Source organism: Paenibacillus sp. WG02 (genome assembly GCF_055396115.1).
In genome coordinates, this window is sequence record NZ_AP036016.1 from 6,982,910 (window position 1) to 7,002,495 (window position 19,586).

Below are 19,586 nucleotides of genomic sequence, written 5' to 3' on the forward strand. Positions count from 1 at the left end.
AGATAAGAAAGTATAAGTTTTATACTTTTGCTTCGCATCTACCTTGACAAACGCGCTCGTCCCAGTGGGACGACGGAGTCGTTTATCCTTGTGACCACAACCTAGTCCCAGATGACTTCCCAATTTTCATTCACGTTAGCTTCAATCGTACCGCGCTCCATGATGTATCCTGCCAATAGTTCAGCTACATCCGTCGGGATATCCTTGATGACCGGTTTATCTTGGAACATCGCATAATTGCCTCCGCCTGCAGCTCGGTAATTGTTCATCACAACATCGTATGAGGCTTCGAGATCCAGCGGTTTCCCTTCATATTCCAGTTGTACGACACGCATGCCGATTGGACGGGATATATTCAATTTATAGGTTATCCCTTCCCACATATCATAGTTATAATGCGACGGCTTCGGGTCTCTAAACTTGCTGCTCACTTGAACTTCACCAGCTGCTATTAACTCAAAGTATTCTGCTGACTGCTCTAACGCATCCTTGATGTCTTGTCCGGAAATCCGAATCACTTTCAGTGTATTCGGGTAAATGTAGTTAGAGACGATGTCCCTCATAGTAATATCCGATGGAAATCCTGGCGATACGTTATCAAACAGCGCAGTATTGGAAATGGCTGCTCCCGAGAGCTCCATCTGAACACGATTGATGAACTCAATTAGCGCATTGTCCTTCAAGCGAATTTGCATGGGATCTTTGACGAGCATATCTCCGGATAGCTTACCGATGGGTTGGTCGAGCCACTCCTGTGTTTTCGCCTCATAAACACTAACAAGCTCTATTAATTTCTGATCCGCTTCAACAGTAGCCACAGAAAGCAGCTCCGATTTCTTGGCATCTATGCGCCATTTGCCATCTAGCTTCGAAAGCTCTAATTCAACTTTACCAAGCGTTACACCGGCAGTTCCTGGTTGAACAATGACGACACCATTGATTTCTACTCCCGCAATGCTTCGGTGTTGATGCCCTGTAAGCAGAACATCAATCCCTTCTACTTCCATACATAGTTGAAAGCCCTGATTTTCTCCCGTTAGAGGCTCCGTTGGCTCACCTGTCGTTAGATGTCTTTCAAATCCGCCATGGTAGGAGACAACAACGGCATCCACTTGCTCATGCTCCTTGAGTACCTTTACCCATTTCTTAGCCGACTCTACAGCATCTTCGAACCGCAGACCTTCAATATGATCGGGATTTTCCCAATTCGGAATATAGGGTGTTGTCAATCCAAGAATTCCTATTCGAACTCCGTCCGTTAACTCTTTAATCAAATATGGCTTTCCTAGGAACGGTTCTCCACTCTCCGCATCCACAATGTTGGCACATAACCAAGGAAACTTGGATTCCTGAACAGCTTTGTGCAGCACACGAAGTCCATAATTAAATTCATGATTGCCAATAACGGCCGCGTCATAATCCAAATAATTCAAACCAAGCACCATCGGGTCCATCGGTTCGTTATTCAATCTAGCATGATGATACGCGAGTGGCGTACCTTGAATCAGATCTCCGTTATCAATCACAATTACATGGGTTTCTTTCTTGCGTTCTGCGGCAATAAGCGCAGCTACTCTGGATAGACCCACATCATTAGGTTGATTGTTTGCATAGTGAATTGGCAGCATATTTCCATGCAGGTCACTCGTTTCTAATAGGGTTACTCTACTTTTTTGCAGCTTACTAGGTTGTGTCAAATTACCCACTCCAAGCATGTTATTTTGTAATGCCCAACATATCAATTGTTAAATTAACAAATACTTCACACTATCTTCCATATATTATATGATAATGTTATAGTACATCATAGATAAAAGTAAACTATTAAACGGAGGTCAAAAAAAAAGATGATGAAAAAATTTACTGTCATTAGCTTGTCCATGATCGTTGCTGCAGGTGTTCTTGCAGGCTGTGCAAAAAAAGAGGAAACAGCTCCTGCTGCATCCGCAACTACGAAAGCATCCGCTACACCGGCTGCAGCTGCAGGCTTTGTACCTAAAGAGCTTAAAGTACAGTTCGTTCCTTCCCAAAATGCAGAGACGCTTGAAGCGAAAGCAAAGCCACTAGAGAAGCTTCTTACAGACAAGCTTGGCATCCCGGTTAAGGTTTCCGTTTCAACGGATTATAACGTAGTTATCGAAGCTATGGCTTCCAAACAAGTTGATGTTGGCTTCTTGCCTCCAAGTAACTATGTTGTTGCACATGACAATCGTAAAGCTGCCGACCTTCTTGTGCAAGCAACACGTTTCGGTGTTGATGACGCAACTGGTCAACCAACCAAAGATCTTGTTGATTTCTACAAATCAATGATCGTTGTCAAAGCCGATTCCCCTATCAAATCCGTTGCTGATCTGAAAGGTAAGAAAATGGGCTGGCAAGGTGTTACATCCGCAGCAGGTTATGTATATCCAGGACTATTATTGAAAAAAGCTGGCGTAGATCCAGTTAAAGACGTAACTGGCGTTCAATTCCAAGGCCATGATAAAGCGGTTATCGCTCTTCTCAACGGTCAAGTTGATGCAGTAGGCGTTTTCCAAGATATCCGTACCAACATGGTGAAAGATTACCCGGACATCTTTAAACAAACTAAAATTCTGGCCTTCTCTGATAAAATTCCTAATGACACCATCGCTGTTCGTTCCGATATGGATGCTGCTTGGAAAAAGAAAATCCAAGATGCTTTCATCGCAATCGGTACTGACCCAGAAGGTCAAAAAGTTATTTTCGATGTTTACACACATAAAGGTTATGTAGCAACGGATGACAAAAAATTCGATATCGTTCGTGAAGCTAACAAAGAAATGGGCTTGAAATAAGCTTATCTGCCTGTAAATAAAAATACCTCTACATGATCTTTTCGAATCATGTAGAGGTATTTTTTTGCATTCTACTCCGAACCTCCCTTGCATACTATGAATGTGGCACGTCCGTGTAAATGTTTTTTTACTTTTGCATGACAAACGTTTACCTGGACCTGTCATATATCATAGTGAGGTGAAAATTGGATGTTCGAAATGCTTATTAGCTGTAAAAAAGAAGTCTCTATCCGGTGCGGTAAAGACGAGATAAGGGGTGTTATTACGAATTATTATCCTACTTTTCGACTTTTGAAATTGAATAACATCTTGATTCCTATAGAGCTGATCGAACAAATTGAGGTATTAGAAACGGTCTTGGATTCATTCACCCCATCAAAGACCCATCGTGGAAATAGATCACTTCGCTTGGTTGCCCAAGGAAGACACTACAGCTAAGGATTAAATAGAGATATCCCCTTAAGGAAGTTGTAATTTGTACAACTTTTAGGCCAGATAGTCGTGGGTAAGTTGCTCATTGTTGCAAAAAATACAACAATTAAGCCAACATTGATCATCCTGCTTAGTAATTAGCCTAAATTGTTGTACAAAATGCAACAGCTTCAACTAATCCAGACAAAAACAGAGAAATTGTTGTACGTTATACAACTCACCCAGCTCATCCGCAGGGTAAAATCATTTTGCCAGTAAAAATCTTCCTCCAAACCGTCTTTTCCGCAATCCGCGAAATCCGAAAAACAGTCCTCCTTTTATCCTAAAACAAACAAACGGTACTGCCCTAGTTGGGCTATCCTATATAAAAAGCCCCCATTTACAAGCAAATAAGCCCCCAAACCCACTAAGATAGCTGGAGTTGGAGGCTTATTTTCAACTTAATTTCACTTGTATATACTTCCTATTTCCTCATACAATGCGTTTGCGGAGTGTCCCTGAGATATAGTCAATGACAGAGACGGTGACAATAATACCAATGAGGATGATACCTACTCGCGGCCACTGCCTTGCGTTAAGCGCGAAGATGAGTGGCGTACCAATACCGCCTGCACCAATAACACCTAGCAATGTCGCTGAACGGACATTAATCTCAAAGCGATATAAGGTATACGAAATGAAGTCAGGAATGACCTGCGGCACCACGGCAAACGCCATCCGCTGCCAAATGTTTGCTCCCACAGCGGTCATGGCTTCCGTAGGTCCCATATCCATATTCTCAATGGCTTCTGCATAAAGTTTGCCGAGCATCCCTACGGAGTGAAGTCCTAAAGCCATAACCCCAGCAAAGGCATTAGGGCCAACCGCTTTAATAAAGATCAAAGCCATAATAATCTCGGGTATGGTTCGTACGATACTTAAGAACAATTTCCCAGTGCCGGAAACGGCACGAAATCGGCTCATATTCGCTGCTGCCCAGAAGGCAAACGGGATACAGACAACCGCTGAAACAAAGTTCCCTAAGTAGGAAATAGATAAGGTTTCAAGCAAGGATCGAAGTAAATCCTCTCCTTCTGGGATATACACATAGGCCCAGTCAGGATGTACTAAACCGGATAACATGGATTTCGTGAGAACCCAGGTCGTTGGCTGGAAGCCTGTCAACTCAAGGCCCGTAAGTGCCCATACGAATAAGGCAATAACGGCAATCCAACCTACGACCTTATACGTCGTTGAACGCGAAGCTGATATCGGCTTAGCGCTGCCTTTTAGCAAATACGAACGGAATCGCGTACTGACCAAATCAATTATAACAACAACTAATAAGGTATAAATAACAATGGCACAGGACTGATCATAACGGAACAGATCCAGCGTGTTTTTGAGCAGCAAGCCAATACCGCCGGCTCCAACCAATCCGAGAATGGCTGAGGCACGAATACTAACTTCGAATGTGTACAATAAATGAGCCAAGTACGTAGGAGCAACCTGTGGAATGACGCCAAATCGAATGAGTTTTAGTTTGTTTGCGCCAACAGCCGTCATAGCTTCAAGCGGTCCGGGGTCGATTGCTTCCGTTGATTCGTAAGAAAGCTTAGATATAATACCAAACGTGAAGAAGATTAGTGCAAGTGTACCGGCAGTTGGGCCAAAGCCTACTAGAACGGCAAACAGTGCTGCGTAGAGCAAATCTGGAATGGTTCGGAATAGATTCATGATAAGTCTTGCTGGATAGAACAACCAAGGCGCTGTAGTAACATTACGAGCTGCTAGCAGTGCCATTGGGAAAGCAAACAGGGCTCCGATTGCTGTACCAATAATGGACATCTGCAGCGTTTGTGCCATTGGCTTCCATATATCAGCGAAAAACAGCCAATCCGGCGGAAACATCTCGGCTATGAATTTAAGAATCTCCGGAGTACCGGTAACGAGCTTCGTCAGCGTCGCATCTGTCTGATAAATACTCCCAATCAGGAAAAGCACCATGATCAGGGCAATGAGATATATCTTCGTACGAGGAGGCCTCTTGACTGTTGTTACACTCATTCCTCCAGCACCCCCAAGAGCTCGTCTTTCTTAATCGCACGGCCATAAATCTCGGAGAAGACATCATCCGTTGCTTCCTCAACGGGTCCGTCGTATACGACTTTACCTGCGCGAAGTCCGATAATTCGAGTGGCATATTCACGGGCAAGGTCAATAAAGTGAAGGTTAACGACAGTCGTTATGCCGAGCTCTGTATTAATCCGTTTCAAATCATCCATAACTTGTCTCGTCGTTAATGGATCAAGGGAGGCTACCGGTTCATCGGCTAAAATGATTTTCGCTTCTTGTGCCAGCGCTCTAGCAATGGAAACACGCTGTTGTTGACCGCCGGACAATTCGTCGGCACGTGAATAAGCTTTTTCCCGAATGTTGACTCTTTCTAATGCTTTCAGGGAAAGCTCGATATCGTGTTTGGGAAACAAACCAAGAACTGTACGCAGGGTGGAATGATAGCCTACACGACCAGACAATACATTTCGAATTACAGTTGAACGCTTGACCAGGTTAAAGGTTTGGAAGATCATCCCGATATCTCTGCGCATGCGGCGCAATTCGGCACCGTTCGCCTTTGTTATGGATTTGCCATCGATTAATATTTCTCCTTCTGTCGTCTCATGCAAACGGTTAATGGAACGCAGCAAGGTAGATTTACCTGCTCCTGACAGACCTACAATAACAACGAATTCTCCGGGATGAATGGTTAGGTTAATATCATTTAAACCAACAGTTCCGTTAGGATATACTTTGGAAATATGCTTAAATTCAATCATATAAGTCCTACTTTCTTTGACAGATTATCTGAAGTTCAGACAGACTACTTTCAACGTATTTCGGCAAAATCCTTTTTTCTATCTTAACCTTTAGAAAATATTCACATTCCATTGTTTTCCACAACAAAAAAGTGGCCTCATAAGAGATCTGAGACCACAATCATCACGATTTATACTTTAGCACGCCAGCGTTCTTCAATCTTCAGCCCTTTCCAAACCGCAATCGAAATGGCCCAGGCCACCACGAACAAAGCAACTAAGATATAGCCTAATGTCCCGAATTCTATCTCCTGCAGCCACGTCCAGAAGGTTCCTTCCAACCTGAATTCTTCGGAGAGAACTTGACCTAAGCTCGATCACGCCAATGATTAAAGCAGCAATGACCGCCAAAGCCGTCACTGTTAAATTGTAATAAAGCTTGCGTACCGGTGTATGAAATGCCCATTTGTAAGCTTTAGTCATAAACATCCCATCGGCTGTATCGAAAAGGCTCATCCCTGCCGCGAACAGCAGCGGAAGTGAAATGACGCCAATGAAAGGGATCGCATCCTTCGCCGCATGGGCTGAGATCGCTAGCAGCGCAATTTCGCTCGCCGTATCAAAACCTAAACCAAAGAGAAAACCTAAAGGATAAACATGCCAGCTTTTACCTATGAAAGAGAATAGAGGCTTGATCATTCGAGCAATAAATCCACGGGACTCGAGAAGCTCCTCAAACTCTTTGTCATCCTTGGCGCTGCCACGAAATTTCAAGAACATTTTATATAGGTTGATAAGAATGAGTAAATTTAAAACCCCAATAATGACAAGAAACAGACCGGAAACCGAAGCGCCTATTACACCCCCAAAACGCTGCATCCAAGGAAGCTCACGCTCTGCCCATTGTACGGAAAATGCAGTCACAATGGCCATGACGAAGACGACAGAGGAGTGTCCCAAGGAAAAGTAGAAACCAACACCTAATGGATTCTTCTTCTGCTGAACGAGCTTGCGTACGGTGTTGTCGATTGCCGCAATATGGTCAACGTCGAAAGCATGCCGCATCCCTAGCGTATAGGCAAGGAGCCCAATCCCCCAAAAGGCAGGCGTCATTTTCGCAACACTATATAATCCTAATAGCCCAAATATATGTAGAAGGACGATCACAACAACGTATCCAGCCCAGCTTCTTCTCTGCTGTATAATTGATTTCCACATGATTGATTGGCACCCTGCCTTTCTTTTCGTGTTACGATTTAATAATAATGTAGCACACGTGTGCATGACTTGAGAAGTACCTCCCTTATTTTTTTGTGAAGAAATCTAATACATATCTGATATAATAGAAACCGTTCCAAAGATGGACGACGGAAAGGAATGGATCGGCCCCTATGTCTCTTCGTATTTTCAAGCTTTTTACGATTGTAGTGCCTGTTCTCATCATTGGCGGCTTTGAATATATTCGTCATGAATTTCTACTCAATTATTTAACCATGGAAGCTGGTAATTTCACGATTACCATCATTACTTTGCTGCTTTCCTATCTCTTCGCTTCGTGGATGTTTCAAAGTATTGAACGCAGCAATGAGAAAGTGACAATCGGTGAAGCCCGCAGAGCTGTCTATGAAGAACGCGAGCGTTTGGCCAGAGAGCTGCATGATGACTTGGCTCAAACCCTTTTCTTCCTTAATGTGAAGTTAAAGCAGGGAGATTTAGAAGAAGCCAAAGCAGCAGTGTCCGAAATCGATAACTCGCTGCGACAAGCCATTTTCAATCTAAGAACACCACCGGAGGATGGAACAAACTTTCAGCAGCGCATCCATAAATTTCTGGAAAATTGGCAATTGGTGACGGGTGTTGAACTTCATGAGAAGTTAACTGTGGAAGAGAACAGCTTCTCTTCTGGAGAAGAAGTTCAGCTTTTCGGCATTATACAAGAAGCGTTCACCAACATACGCAAGCATTCCATGGCAACGCAAACTTCAATTGTTCTGGAAGCTCATCCTGAGGCATGGCGGCTACAAATTACCGATAACGGAAATGGGTTGGACCGAGAAACATCAAAGGGCAAGACTTATGGCATTGAATTAATGCAGAAGCGTGCGGCCGAGCTAGGCGCATCTTTCGAGCTTAAGATGAAGGAACAGGATGAGATGGCAACGGGAACTACACTTTTGGTACAAGCAGATAGGAGGAAGATCTAATGCTGAGCAATCAGCCGTTCCGTGTTCTCATCGTAGACGATCATCCGCTGGCTAGGAAAGCGATTCGCAGCATGCTGGAGCCTGTCTCCGACTTCTATATTGTGGGGGAAGCAAGCAGCGGTGAAGAAGCTATTCTTCTTTGCGGCGAGGTCGCGCCTGATGTGGTGTTGATGGATATCCATATGTCTCCTATGGATGGACTTGAAGCAACGCGGCGCATTAAGCAAGCCTACGGGGCTATTCGCATCGTCATGCTTACCGTGTCCGATGATGTAGCCGACCTCTTCACAGCGCTGCAATTCGGAGCTCAAGGCTATTTGTTAAAAAATATGGACCCCGACGAATGGCTCACTTACCTGCGCGCATTGCTGGACGATAATTCAGAAGCTGCAAGGGGGATGGCGGATAAGCTTTTCCAAAGGTTCCGCGCACCCATGGGTATTTATACAGAAGGCCCGACACCAAGCATGTTAACCTCTCGTGAACAGGAAATTACCGCCTATGTTGCCTTAGGGGATAACAACCGGCAGATTGCAGAAAAGCTGCTGATTTCCGAGCATACGGTTAAAAACCACATGAAAAATATATTGGTAAAGCTTGGACTCGAGAATCGTGTCCAGCTCACCGCATTCGCCATTAAGTACGGATTGACACGAAAAGGACAAAACTAGTCGAAAAAATAGCCCAGTCGAGTCATACTCTTATGCTTGTCGATCAGGTAATATGGACAACATGATAAGAGTTAACTTAAAGGGGGAACACGATTTATGTTTAAAAAACTGATGTTAAATGCAAGTATTATGTTAATTGGCTCTATGCTTCTCGCGGGAATAGCCAGCGCCCACGTTACTGTATATCCGAAAGAATCCACACAAGGCAGCTACGAGAAATTTACGGTACGTGTGCCTTCAGAGAAAGACATTCCTACTGTGAAAGTAGAAGTGAAATTCCCAATGGATGCTGTAGCGGTTTCACGTTTCGAGCCCAAAGCAGGTTGGACCTACGAACTAGCCAAAGATAGCGCTGGTAAAATCACAGGTGTGACTTGGAAAGCAACCGGAGATGGACTGGCAAGTACGGAATTCGGTGAATTCAATATGCAAGGCAAGGTAGCGGATGCTGCTACGGAGATCGTCTGGAAAGCCTATCAAACCTATAAAGATGGCAGCGTAGTTGAATGGGTTGGCGCTAATGGATCTGACAAGCCTGCTTCTGTAACTACAGTTAAAGCCAAAGCTGCAGGCGGAGCAACGACAGATAGCCACGGACAGGTAACGGCAGGCAGTGCTGCAGCCAGTGGCACGTCATCCAACACTTCCCTCTACCTCTCCATTGCTGCAGTCGTACTTGGAGCTTTATCTCTGATCGTATCGCTTACAAAAAAGCGTAAATAATAAAAAGGCCTTGAGCTCTCTGTGAAAATAACAGATAACTCAGGGCCTATTTAAATTTACATTATTTGTAAATTATTTCATTAAGTTTTTTAACAAGCTCTTGCCTGCTTCTACTTCTTGGTTGAATTCCGCTTGATATTGATCAATGATTTCGGTACTCAATCCCTTAGCCTCCAGCCTACTTCTAGCGCTGTTAATGATGGCATTAAACTGACTTTCTTTCTGATTAAAGATCGCTTGACCTTTTTCAAAAAACTGTGCTCTGACTTTGGGGTCTTTGGTATGCTTTGCTTCAATCGCAATACCCATTAATTCCTGCTTGCTCTCATTTCGCAGCTTAGTTAATTGACTTGTAGATTCCTTCGTAATCGCTTCATACTCTTTTTTACTGTCTTTGTCCTTATCTTTGTCCTTGTCCTTGTCCTTGTCTTTGTCTTTGTCTTTGTCCTTGTCTTTGTCCTTGTCTTTGTCCTTGTCCTTGTCCTTGTCCTTGTCCTTGTCTTTGTCTTTGTCTTTATCTTTGTCTTTATCTTTGTCTTTATCCTTGTCTTTGTCCGGTTTGGCCTGCTCGGGTTTAGTTTGTTCTGTTTTCGTTGGTTCTGGCTTGGCGTTTGGGCTTACGTTACTACTGTTAGTCCATTTTGCAAAACCAAAGATGTTTTCAAGGAAAGAGCCCAAGATAACGGTTGAACCATTAATTATAATGGTAATAGGCGCTTGATTTTGAAAATTTATGGATGCCGCTTCCGCCTGTTTAACAGGTATAGTAGCTGTCAACAGGACTGCCAATGCAGCAACAGACAGCACTTTAGCTGCTTTACGCTTGTTTATGATGACTTTCATTTAAGTCACTCCTTACTTCATTTTTTATTTTTGTTCGTTTAGAGATTCCTCATAGCTTTTGCCTTTACTTAAGCCATATTTGGAGGCGATTGCAATCAGCCCATCATACTCTTCTTCCGTCAATTTCTTCAAAATGACTTCCTTCGCCTTCCTCTTCTCTTCGAGTGACATACCGCTGTCAAACAAATTCTGAAACAATTTGAGATCGCTAGCGCTCAGCTTGTTTAGCAGAATGGCGGTAATTTTCATCTGTTCCGAAAGTGAAATTTCATCCTTAACCTGAGCCGCCTTATCATGAGAAACCTCAGCCGAATAGCTTTCCTTGGAGGGCTCAGGTGTGGCAGCAGGTGGATGAGCATTCACATCAAGGTCGTCAGTAGCAGCGGTCGGGACGGATTCGACCTTTAAATCTGGAACTGCTGACGACGTTGATATTGCCGAAGTGTGCAAAGTATTCTCACTTGCTTGTGCAGCAAAATACACGCCAATCAGTAACAATGCGAGTAAAAGACCAATTATCACTCTTTTTTTCATTTTCGTTGCCATTTAACCTCACCTCTCCAAAGTGTGCGACCACGTCTGATTTTATGAATAAGGAACAAGGATGTTAGGAACCCGATTAAGCCAAGGAGACCGCCACTTACATCCAGTACGACATCCTGTATTGCGCTCGTACGCTGCACGCTTCGCATTTGGTTCCATTCATCTGCACAGGCAATCAACGCAACATACAGGAGCACCAGCAGCAGCTGTGTAAATATCCGCTTTAATGGTAATATCGCCCAGCAGCTGATAGCAGCAAGTACGGCGTATATAAATAAATGGGAACTTTTACGAAATATAAATTCAATAAACTCAAATGGCTGCTCCTTGGCCCTAATCGTAGCATGATGGTAGTGGACCGTTAATTCAGGAACTACGCTAAGCATCCCCTCCTTTGTAAACCATTTATGTAAAATTGGCTGTATGCTCTGCTCCTGATGAGACTGAGAAGAAAAATGAAAGATGAGCAGCGTCCACAGCAATACAGGCGCAAAGGGAAGAATACACTTAATAATTGACCGGATGTGATTCACTCCTAGCCGATTTCACTGCAGGTCTGCCAATGGAGTGATAAACGAACCCCTGATCCATCATCGTACTTAACGGGAAACAATTACGTCCGTCCACAATATGAGGAGTCTTCATCAATTGATGGATGTCCGATAGCTCCATACCGACAATCTCCTCCCACTCTGTCAAAATGAGACAGGCATCGCAATCCGCTACTGCCGCCTCAACACTTTGAAAATAGGCGACTTCAGCCGGAAGCTGCGTCTTGGCATTTGGAATCGCTACGGGATCATAAGCCTGCACGATTGCGCCCTTTCGTAACAATTCAGGAATGATAATAAGGGATGGGGCGCAGCGCATATCATCCGTATTCGGTTTAAAGGCCAGCCCCAGCACGGCGATTCGCTTGCCCGAAACATCACCAATCATCTGATCAAGTTTGTCCAACAGGACGTGCGGTTGAGCCTCATTCGTCGAAATCACGGATTTCAACAAGGAGAAGTCATAGCCAGCCTGATCCGACATATAGGAAAGAGCCAGCGTATCCTTCGGAAAGCAAGAACCGCCGTAACCAATTCCGGCCTGAAGAAATTTCCCGCCGATACGGCTATCGAGTCCCATTCCTTCTGACACTTGGGTAATATCGGCCCCGACGCGTTCACAGATATTGGCAATCGCATTAATGAATGAAATCTTCGTTGCCAAGAACGCATTTGCTGCATATTTAATCATTTCCGCACTTTGTAAATCCGTAATGAAAATTTTCGTATTCAATGGCTCATGGAGCTTGGCAATGACTTTAGCTGCCTTTTCGCTCGTCGCACCGATGACCGCTCGATCCATATTCATGCAATCCATAATCGCCGAGCCTTCACGCAGAAATTCGGGATTCGATACCACATCAAAATGAATCCGGTCATTCGTCCTATGATTGCTGATGATTGTTCGTACAAGCTCTCCCGTTCCTACAGGAACGGTACTTTTGTTCACGATAATCTTGTAGGTGTTCAAGTGTTTACCGATTGTTTTGGCGACTTCTTTTATATAGCGCATGTCAGACCTCCCCGTTCTCTCCCATCGGGGTACCTACAGCGATATAGACAATATCGGAGTCCTCAATAGCTTCGCCCACCTCGGAAGTGAAGCAAAGACGGTTTTCCGCTACATTCTTAGCAACCAACTCCTTCAGTCCCGGTTCATAAATGGGGATTTCGCCTTTGCGCAGCATCGCAATCTTATCTTTATTCACATCACAGCAAACGATCCGATTTCCCATCTCTGCAAAGCATGTCCCAGATACTAAGCCGACATAGCCAGTACCAATTACTGTAATTTTCTGCATATGATCATTTCGCCACCTTACTAACTAATTTGGGCTGATCTTCATAGACCATTTGGATATAGTTCAGAACGTCATCCCGCAAATCATCACGCTGCAAGGAAAAATCAATTGTAGCTTTAATGAAACCGAATTTGTCCCCGACGTCATGACGAATGCCCTGAAAGTTATAGGCAATGACTGGTTTATGTTCATTCAGCCTCTTCAGTGCATCCGTCAGTTGGATCTCACCGCCGGCCCCCGCTGGAAGCCGCTCCAAAATATCAAATATATCAGGTGTCAGAATATATCTGCCCATAATGGCATAGTTGGATGGCGCAACCTTCTTCGCTGGCTTCTCAACCAACGTTTCCAGAAGGAAAACGTCAGGTTCAATGGATGCGCCACGAGGAGCAATGATCCCATATTTGGATACATCCTCGTCGCTCACCTTCTGGACGCCGACAACCGTCGAGGAGTATCGAGCATGTACACGCATAAGCTGTCCGAGACAGGGCTCCTTGGACTGCACAATATCGTCACCAAGCAGGACGGCGAACGGCTCATCGCCTACAAAACTTCGCGCACACCAAATGGCGTGGCCTAATCCTTTGGGCTCCTTTTGACGGATATAATGAATATTGGCCATCTCGGAGATCGCTCGAATCTGTTCGAGTTCCTTCTGTTTTCCTTTTTTTCCCAGAGTCTCTTCCAATTCAAAAGATTTGTCGAAATGGTCTTCAATCGCTCGCTTTCCACGTCCGCTGATGATAAGAATATCTTCAATCCCCGAAGCAATCGCCTCTTCGATAATATATTGAATCGTTGGCTTATCCACGATAGGCAGCATTTCCTTCGGCTGCGCCTTCGTTGCTGGTAGGAAACGTGTCCCTAACCCAGCTGCCGGAATAATTGCTTTACGCACTTTCATGGGCCATGCCTCCATATACGAGTGATTTAATGACACTAATAACACGTTCTTGCTCATGTTCAGTCAAGCTTGAACCTGATGGCAAACATAATCCATGCTCGAAGAGCTTATCGGACACACTAAGCGACTCGGTGTGAGGGATAGATAGGCAATTTTTGAAGAGCGGCTGAAGGTGCATAGGCTTCCATACCGGTCTCGATTCAATATTGACGTCAGATAGCTTTTGAATAATGGCAGCTGCCGTTGTTTTCGCCCGCTGTGGGTCGACCGTTAAGGCAGTTAGCCACCTTGTCGACATCCCAAAACTCGCTTCCGGCATGAAATTGAAACCTTCCAGAGCGCCAAGCTCCTGAACATAGTTATTAAAAATGTTGCGTCTATCCTCGATCCGTGATGGCAGCGCACGAAGTTGTCCAATTCCGATACCAGCCAGCACATTGCTCATACGATAATTGTAGCCAACCTCGCTATGCTCATAATGCGCAGCTTGATCTCTCGCTTGCGTTGCCCAGAATCTCGCTTTCTCCAATGCTGCAAGATCGTCAGAAACAAGCATTCCTCCTCCGGAAGTGGTAATAATTTTGTTTCCATTAAACGAATAAATGCCAAACTGACCAATCGTCCCGCTGCCTTTCCCCTTGTAGGTCGCCCCCAAGGATTCTGCGGCATCCTCAATGATAGGCACATTGTAGGCGTCACACAGTTCGATAATTGGATCCAAATCGGCACTTTGTCCATATAAATTGACAACAATGACCGCTTTGGGCAGCTTACCCTGGCGGTTGGCAGCAATTAAGGCGCGCGCCAATGCTTTCGGGGACATGTTCCAAGTAGCAGGTTCCGAGTCAATGAAGACAGGTTCAGCTCCTTGATAAAGAATCGGATTCACACTGGCAACGAAGGTGAGTGTTGAACAGAAGACACTATCCCCTGGACCTACATCCATTAGTCGTAAGGCTAAATGGAGCGCCGCAGTTCCTGAGCTGAGCGCTAGCGCACCACGGGCACCCACATAACGAGCAATGTCTTGCTCGAAGACATCGACATTAGGGCCAAGCGGTGCGATCCAATTCGTCTCAAATGCCCTGTTTACCCATTGTTGTTCTTCTTGCCCCATATGAGGTGGAGATAGATAGATTCTTTGATGATCTTGCATCGATTACGTCCTCCTCTATATCATTTCAGGATTCTGAACAAACTTAATAGCTTTGGCCGGTACACCAACAGCCGTACAATGCTGCGGAATATCCTTAATGGCCACAGCTCCTGCTCCCAAAGTACTCCAGCAGCCAACTTTTCTTCCTTCAATGACTTTGGCTCCCATCCCGATATGTACACCGTCTTCGATGGTGACATCTCCGCCTAATGCCGCAGTGGGGGAGAGATGAACGTAGTTTCCAATCTTGTTCTCATGCTCGATAATCGCGCCGGTATTGATAATGCAGTGGTTTCCAATCTCTGCGCCATAATTCATTATGGCTCCTGCCATGATCACCGAGCCTTTACCAATCGTTACACCGCTGCCAATGGTGGCATTAGGATGAATCAGATCAGCATATTTATGCTCTGATAGTCCTAAGCGCTGCTCTACAGCACGACGAGCGAGGTTACTCCCAATCGCAATAATCAGATAGTAGTTGTCCTCTTCCAGCAGCTTTACCATATCAGCTATAGGCCCATGGGCAACGCCAAATTCAGAGAACGTATGGAGGTACTTATCGTCACCGATTCCGGCAAGCTCATACTGGCCCTGGGCCAGCATAATATCGAGAACAACTTTGCTATGACCTCCGCCGCCAATGAGGATAAGTTTCTTCATTAGAAGCCCTCCGCCTGTCGGTTGCCTGTAAATTTACTTGTCGTCACATGGCCTGCCTGCTGTACACCCTCTGCATGAAATACCTTCCTAAGGGTCATCCAAAGGATTTTCGCGTCCAGCAATAAGCTGTGATTCTCGGTATACCAAACATCAAACTTGAATTTAGTTTCCCATGAGATGGCATTCCTACCGTTAACTTGTGCCCAACCGGTAATACCCGGCCTTACCCAATGACGTTTCTTTTGCTCATCCGTATACAAATGGAGATATTCCATTAACAATGGCCTTGGACCAATTAAACTCATCTTGCCGCTAATGACGTTGAAAAGCTGCGGTAATTCGTCTAGACTCGTCTTCCGAAGCAGCTTGCCAAATGCCGTCAGACGGTCTTCGTCCGGTAGGAGTTCACCATGTACATTGCGTTTACTATTCATTGTGCGGAATTTATACACATAGAATGGCTTACCATGTAAGCCGGGGCGCTTCTGCTTGAAAATGACAGGCGAGCCCAATCGGGTACGGACCAATATCGCAACAAGGACGTACACCGGACTAAGTAAAGTGGCTGCAATGACGGCCGTTGAACAATCCAAAAAGCGTTTGATCCCTTGAATAAGCCATCTTTTCGTCAGTTTCATTTGTTCAATCTCACCGTACATCTGATGAAGCCTCTTAACTACGGCATGCTCTGTATACATCATTTCAATAACCTTGCGCCCCCCTTCACCTAACTCTTGAAGCAGGCTGTCACTCTTCAAAAGCTCGTTAAGTGCTAGGGTAAATCCTTCAATATGCTTATATTGAACTAAGAATCCGGTCTCCCCATGCTTGACCAATTCTTTTGTACCCAGCACATCACTGGCTATTGCGGGTTTTCGAAACGCCATGGATTCCATCAGAAAACGTGGGATTCCCTCCTTCTCCGAAGTTAAAACAACGAGATCTGCCAGTTGAATCCAAGGGTAAATATTCGCTTGATGGCCAATCATCCGCACTTCGTTCTCCAGTCCAAGCTCCTTGATTTGATGAAGAATCTCCTCTTCCAGAGGGCCTTTACCGGCGATCAGACAAACAAATTCATGGATGAAATTAGCTTTTAACGTATATAGGGCATCTAACAAAAAGGCATGATCCTTGACCGGCTCCAATCTTGCAGCCATGAGAATAATTCGTTTACCCACTGGGATATTAGCCTTTACCCGAAGTAGTTCTAAGTCATTTGGGGTGATTCGCGCCTGAGCAGCATCAAGCTTGTTCAGATCCACACCATTGCCTTCATAATAAACAGGTTTACCCGGTGCCAAATCCTGAAGTTTGGCGATATCCTCCCGGTTCTGTGAGGAAAGCGCGTCACAGAATAGGGCACCAAATCTTTCTAAGCTGCGGTACACGAAGCTTTTGCTCTTCTTTTGCCCATCAAAGAAAGGAAGCCCATGACTGGTATGCAAAATCATCGGTGTCCCCGCCAGCCAAGCCGCAATACGTCCAATAAGTCCGGCTTTTGCTGTATGCGTGTGGACGATATCAAAACCTTCTCTTCGAAATAGCTTGCGCATCTGCCAAATGGAACGGATATCGTCTAACAGGTGGATTTTACGGTTCATCGGCAGAAAATGTAACTTGATATTGTATGGTTTCATGTAGGATTCTTCATATCCGTTCGGTGATGAAACGAGATGCACGTCATATCCCTGCTGCTTCAGAACAGTCAGCTTGTCTGCCAGTATTTTATGAGAAATACTGCTTGTACAAATATGAGCCACTTTCTTCATACAAATACCTTCTTATAGTAATGGGAGTACCAATAAACAAAGGATTTAATCCCACTTTCAATACTTGTTTGAGGACGAAATCCAATGTCTTTGGTAAGGTCATCGATATCGGCATAAGTCGCTTGGACGTCCCCAGGCTGCATCGGCATATATTCGATAATGGCCTTTTTCCCTAAACATTGTTCAATAGTTTGAATAAAAGTCATCAAGGAAATGGGCTGATTGTTACCGATATTATAAATTTTATAGGGCGCGTAAGAGGTCGAAGGGTCCGGTTCCTGACGATTCCAGTCTTCGTTAGGGGCTGGAGGACGTTTCAACAGCTTAACGATGCCATCCACGATATCTTCGATGTAGGTGAAATCGCGCATCATCTGACCTTCGTTGAACACTTGGATAGGCTTACCTTCTGAAATCGCTTTGGTAAAAGAGAAGTACGCCATATCCGGTCTGCCCCAAGGACCGTAGACGGTGAAGAACCGCAGCCCCGTAGTAGGTAATCCATATAGATGGCTGTAAGTATGAGCCATGAGTTCGTTCGCTTTTTTGGTAGCTGCGTATAGACTAACAGGATGATCCACCGCATCATGCACGGAGAATGGCATTTTCACATTCGCACCATAGACCGAGCTTGAGGATGCATAGATGAAATGGGCGATGCCATTTTTGCGTGAAAACTCCAGCATGTTGGTGAATGCGGTAATATTCGAATCAATGTAAGCCATTGGATTCACCATGGAGTAGCGAACACCAGCCTGTGCTGCTAGATGAACAACAGCCGAAAACGTATGGGTAGCAAATACATGATTCAATAAAGCCTGATTACAGAGATCTTGGGTATAGTGGGTATAATTTACATAAGCCGCCAAGCCCTTTAATCGGTCTTCCTTGAGCGCAATGTCATAATAGTCGTTCATATTATCAATTCCTACAACGGAATAACCATTCTGCAGTAGTTTTGTCGTTAAATGATAACCAATAAAGCCAGCAGATCCGGTAACTAGTATTTTCATATTTACTTGGCTCCTTCTTGAACGAATCTCGAGAATTTCTCCCAGAATTCCTGCCTATTTTGATCCAGTTGGACTTTGGTATAGCTGCCTGCTTTCACAAAATTTGTTCTTGCTTGCTCAACTAGCCATTTTTTATTCGTGATGTTCTCTTCGATCAAACGAGCCAACTGCTTGTCATTGCCTGGCTTATGTAAACAACTTTTATCAATCAACTCCGGTATACCACCAGCCGTCGACCCAATAACCGGGCACCCCCTGCTCATTGCCTCAACGGTTGCTCTTGGCAGCCCCTCTTGGAAGCTTGGCTGCAAGTAAACATCTACGCGATCTAACCATTCAAAAACCGCATCGCCGCTCTCCCGGACGCCATCGAAAAACACATGATCTTGCAAACCATATTTTGCAGCGAGCGCTTTCCAAGGACCGACCTCACCGCCACCAAGAATGCGGAATTCAAATGGTGGGAGTTTCGATTGAATTTTGGCGAGTGCTTCCAATGCTGTTGCAATCCCTTTGACTTTCCCGTTAAGGTTACCGATAAGGCCAAGAACGATGGGATTGTCTTTGCCTGCCTCAATCTTGTCCAATCGTTGGTTGAGTATACTTACGCATGTCTCTGGGATTTCGACATCGGAGCAACCTTCTGTATATCCCTTCGAATTCGGATAACGATTCTGGAGAAATTGCTTGGTTACGTAAATGGCAAAAGGAGCATCCTTTACTTGTGATTTCGTCTTCATCGTCGCAAACAAGGCGTATGCTTTGCCTTGGGCGTTGCCGTAATTCCACAAAGCATCCCAAGCACATGCGACCATTTCGACAGCGAAAGGCTTGCCTAGTTTCTTGGCAATGGCTATTGCTTCTGAACCTATTTCACTTGGCAATCTGGCAATAACCGCATCCGACTGGCGGATGGATTCAGTTAATATTCGTTCGATGTAGCCCTTCTTCGTTAGCTTATTCACTGGATTACTTAGCGACGGCAGCACAATGAAATCGACATTTTTACCGCTAGATAAGCTTTTATTCGCAATTTCTGTCTCAGAGGAAATCTTTTTCGCTCTGGAGGCAACGGTTATTTGATCAAATACGGACAAATATCTTTCCCATACGGCATAAGGCAGCTTTCCACTGGAGAAAAATTTACCTGTATCATTAAAGTAAAAGGTATGATCATGCGCCCATAATACTTTCAT

The 19,586-nt window shown here is 44.8% G+C and carries 16 protein-coding genes and 2 pseudogenes; 4 read left to right on the forward strand and 14 right to left on the reverse strand.

Translation table 11 applies throughout. The features are described 5' to 3' along the window. Nucleotides 1-101 precede the first annotated feature (101 nt). Nucleotides 102-1,697, reverse strand: coding sequence for a bifunctional metallophosphatase/5'-nucleotidase (locus ACBP55_RS31590; protein WP_464647334.1), 1,596 nt, complete (start codon nt 1,695-1,697; stop codon nt 102-104). A 150-nt stretch (nt 1,698-1,847) separates the two neighbouring features. Here ACBP55_RS31590 and ACBP55_RS31595 point away from each other — a divergent pair, with 150 nt between their 5' ends. Then, nucleotides 1,848-2,816 carry a phosphate/phosphite/phosphonate ABC transporter substrate-binding protein gene (locus ACBP55_RS31595; protein WP_464647335.1) on the forward strand — a complete coding sequence of 323 codons (969 nt, stop codon included), beginning with the start codon at nt 1,848-1,850 and terminating at the stop codon, nt 2,814-2,816. A 903-nt stretch (nt 2,817-3,719) separates the two neighbouring features. Here ACBP55_RS31595 and phnE read toward each other — a convergent pair. The 3 genes and pseudogenes from phnE to ACBP55_RS31610 all read right to left on the reverse strand — a co-directional run bounded on the left by phnE (nt 3,720) and on the right by ACBP55_RS31610 (nt 7,261). Then, nucleotides 3,720-5,294, reverse strand: a complete 1,575-nt coding sequence (phnE, locus tag ACBP55_RS31600) for a phosphonate ABC transporter, permease protein PhnE (RefSeq protein ID WP_464647337.1) — start codon at nt 5,292-5,294, stop codon at nt 3,720-3,722. Further along, a complete protein-coding gene (gene phnC, locus ACBP55_RS31605) occupies nt 5,291-6,064 on the reverse strand; it encodes a phosphonate ABC transporter ATP-binding protein (RefSeq protein ID WP_464647339.1) in 774 nt (257 codons plus the stop codon). Before phnC ends, phnE begins: the two co-directional genes overlap by 4 nt. 170 nt (nt 6,065-6,234) lie before the next feature. Next, a pseudogene (locus ACBP55_RS31610) lies at nt 6,235-7,261 on the reverse strand (HoxN/HupN/NixA family nickel/cobalt transporter). Between the two features lie 173 nt (nt 7,262-7,434). On the opposite strand from ACBP55_RS31610, the gene ACBP55_RS31615 reads away from it, so the two are divergent. From ACBP55_RS31615 to ACBP55_RS31625, 3 genes are all read left to right on the forward strand, one after another. Continuing rightward, entirely contained in the window at nt 7,435-8,247 is an 813-nt protein-coding gene (locus ACBP55_RS31615; protein ID WP_464647341.1) for a sensor histidine kinase, read from the forward strand. Further along, a complete protein-coding gene (locus ACBP55_RS31620; protein ID WP_464647343.1) occupies nt 8,247-8,918 on the forward strand; it encodes a response regulator in 672 nt (223 codons plus the stop codon). Before ACBP55_RS31615 ends, ACBP55_RS31620 begins: the two co-directional genes overlap by 1 nt. A gap of 96 nt (nt 8,919-9,014) precedes the next feature. Continuing rightward, nucleotides 9,015-9,641 (forward strand): YcnI family copper-binding membrane protein, encoded by a 627-nt coding sequence (locus ACBP55_RS31625; RefSeq protein WP_464647345.1) that lies wholly within the window; start codon nt 9,015-9,017, stop codon nt 9,639-9,641. Nucleotides 9,642-9,713: 72 nt separating this feature from the next. On the opposite strand, the gene ACBP55_RS31630 is transcribed toward ACBP55_RS31625, so the two are convergent. From ACBP55_RS31630 to ACBP55_RS31675, 10 genes and pseudogenes are all read right to left on the reverse strand, one after another. Further along, nucleotides 9,714-10,484 (reverse strand): hypothetical protein, encoded by a 771-nt coding sequence (locus tag ACBP55_RS31630; RefSeq protein ID WP_464647346.1) that lies wholly within the window; start codon nt 10,482-10,484, stop codon nt 9,714-9,716. A gap of 24 nt (nt 10,485-10,508) precedes the next feature. After that, nucleotides 10,509-11,030: a hypothetical protein gene (locus ACBP55_RS31635; protein WP_464647347.1), complete on the reverse strand. Its 522-nt coding sequence runs from the start codon at nt 11,028-11,030 to the stop codon at nt 10,509-10,511. After that, nucleotides 11,015-11,560: a VanZ family protein gene (locus ACBP55_RS31640; RefSeq protein WP_464647349.1), complete on the reverse strand. Its 546-nt coding sequence runs from the start codon at nt 11,558-11,560 to the stop codon at nt 11,015-11,017. The genes ACBP55_RS31635 and ACBP55_RS31640 overlap by 16 nt, the downstream gene beginning before the upstream one ends. Further along, a pseudogene (gene tuaD / locus ACBP55_RS31645) lies at nt 11,535-12,879 on the reverse strand (UDP-glucose 6-dehydrogenase TuaD). The gene ACBP55_RS31640 and the pseudogene tuaD overlap by 26 nt, the downstream one beginning before the upstream one ends. A 4-nt stretch (nt 12,880-12,883) precedes the next feature. After that, nucleotides 12,884-13,786, reverse strand: coding sequence for a UTP--glucose-1-phosphate uridylyltransferase GalU (gene galU, locus ACBP55_RS31650; protein WP_464647351.1), 903 nt, complete (start codon nt 13,784-13,786; stop codon nt 12,884-12,886). Further along, a complete protein-coding gene (locus ACBP55_RS31655) occupies nt 13,773-14,942 on the reverse strand; it encodes a DegT/DnrJ/EryC1/StrS family aminotransferase (RefSeq protein ID WP_464647353.1) in 1,170 nt (389 codons plus the stop codon). The genes galU and ACBP55_RS31655 overlap by 14 nt, the downstream gene beginning before the upstream one ends. A gap of 15 nt (nt 14,943-14,957) precedes the next feature. Further along, on the reverse strand, nt 14,958-15,605 hold the full coding sequence (locus tag ACBP55_RS31660; RefSeq protein WP_464647355.1) for an acetyltransferase: 648 nt from the start codon (nt 15,603-15,605) through the stop codon (nt 14,958-14,960). After that, nucleotides 15,605-17,377: a sugar transferase gene (locus ACBP55_RS31665; RefSeq protein ID WP_464647357.1), complete on the reverse strand. Its 1,773-nt coding sequence runs from the start codon at nt 17,375-17,377 to the stop codon at nt 15,605-15,607. Before ACBP55_RS31665 ends, ACBP55_RS31660 begins: the two co-directional genes overlap by 1 nt. Next, nucleotides 17,374-18,390, reverse strand: coding sequence for an NAD-dependent epimerase (locus ACBP55_RS31670; RefSeq protein ID WP_464647359.1), 1,017 nt, complete (start codon nt 18,388-18,390; stop codon nt 17,374-17,376). The genes ACBP55_RS31665 and ACBP55_RS31670 overlap by 4 nt, the downstream gene beginning before the upstream one ends. A 2-nt stretch (nt 18,391-18,392) precedes the next feature. Beyond that, nucleotides 18,393-19,586, reverse strand: a complete 1,194-nt coding sequence (locus tag ACBP55_RS31675) for a glycosyltransferase family 4 protein (RefSeq protein WP_464647361.1) — start codon at nt 19,584-19,586, stop codon at nt 18,393-18,395.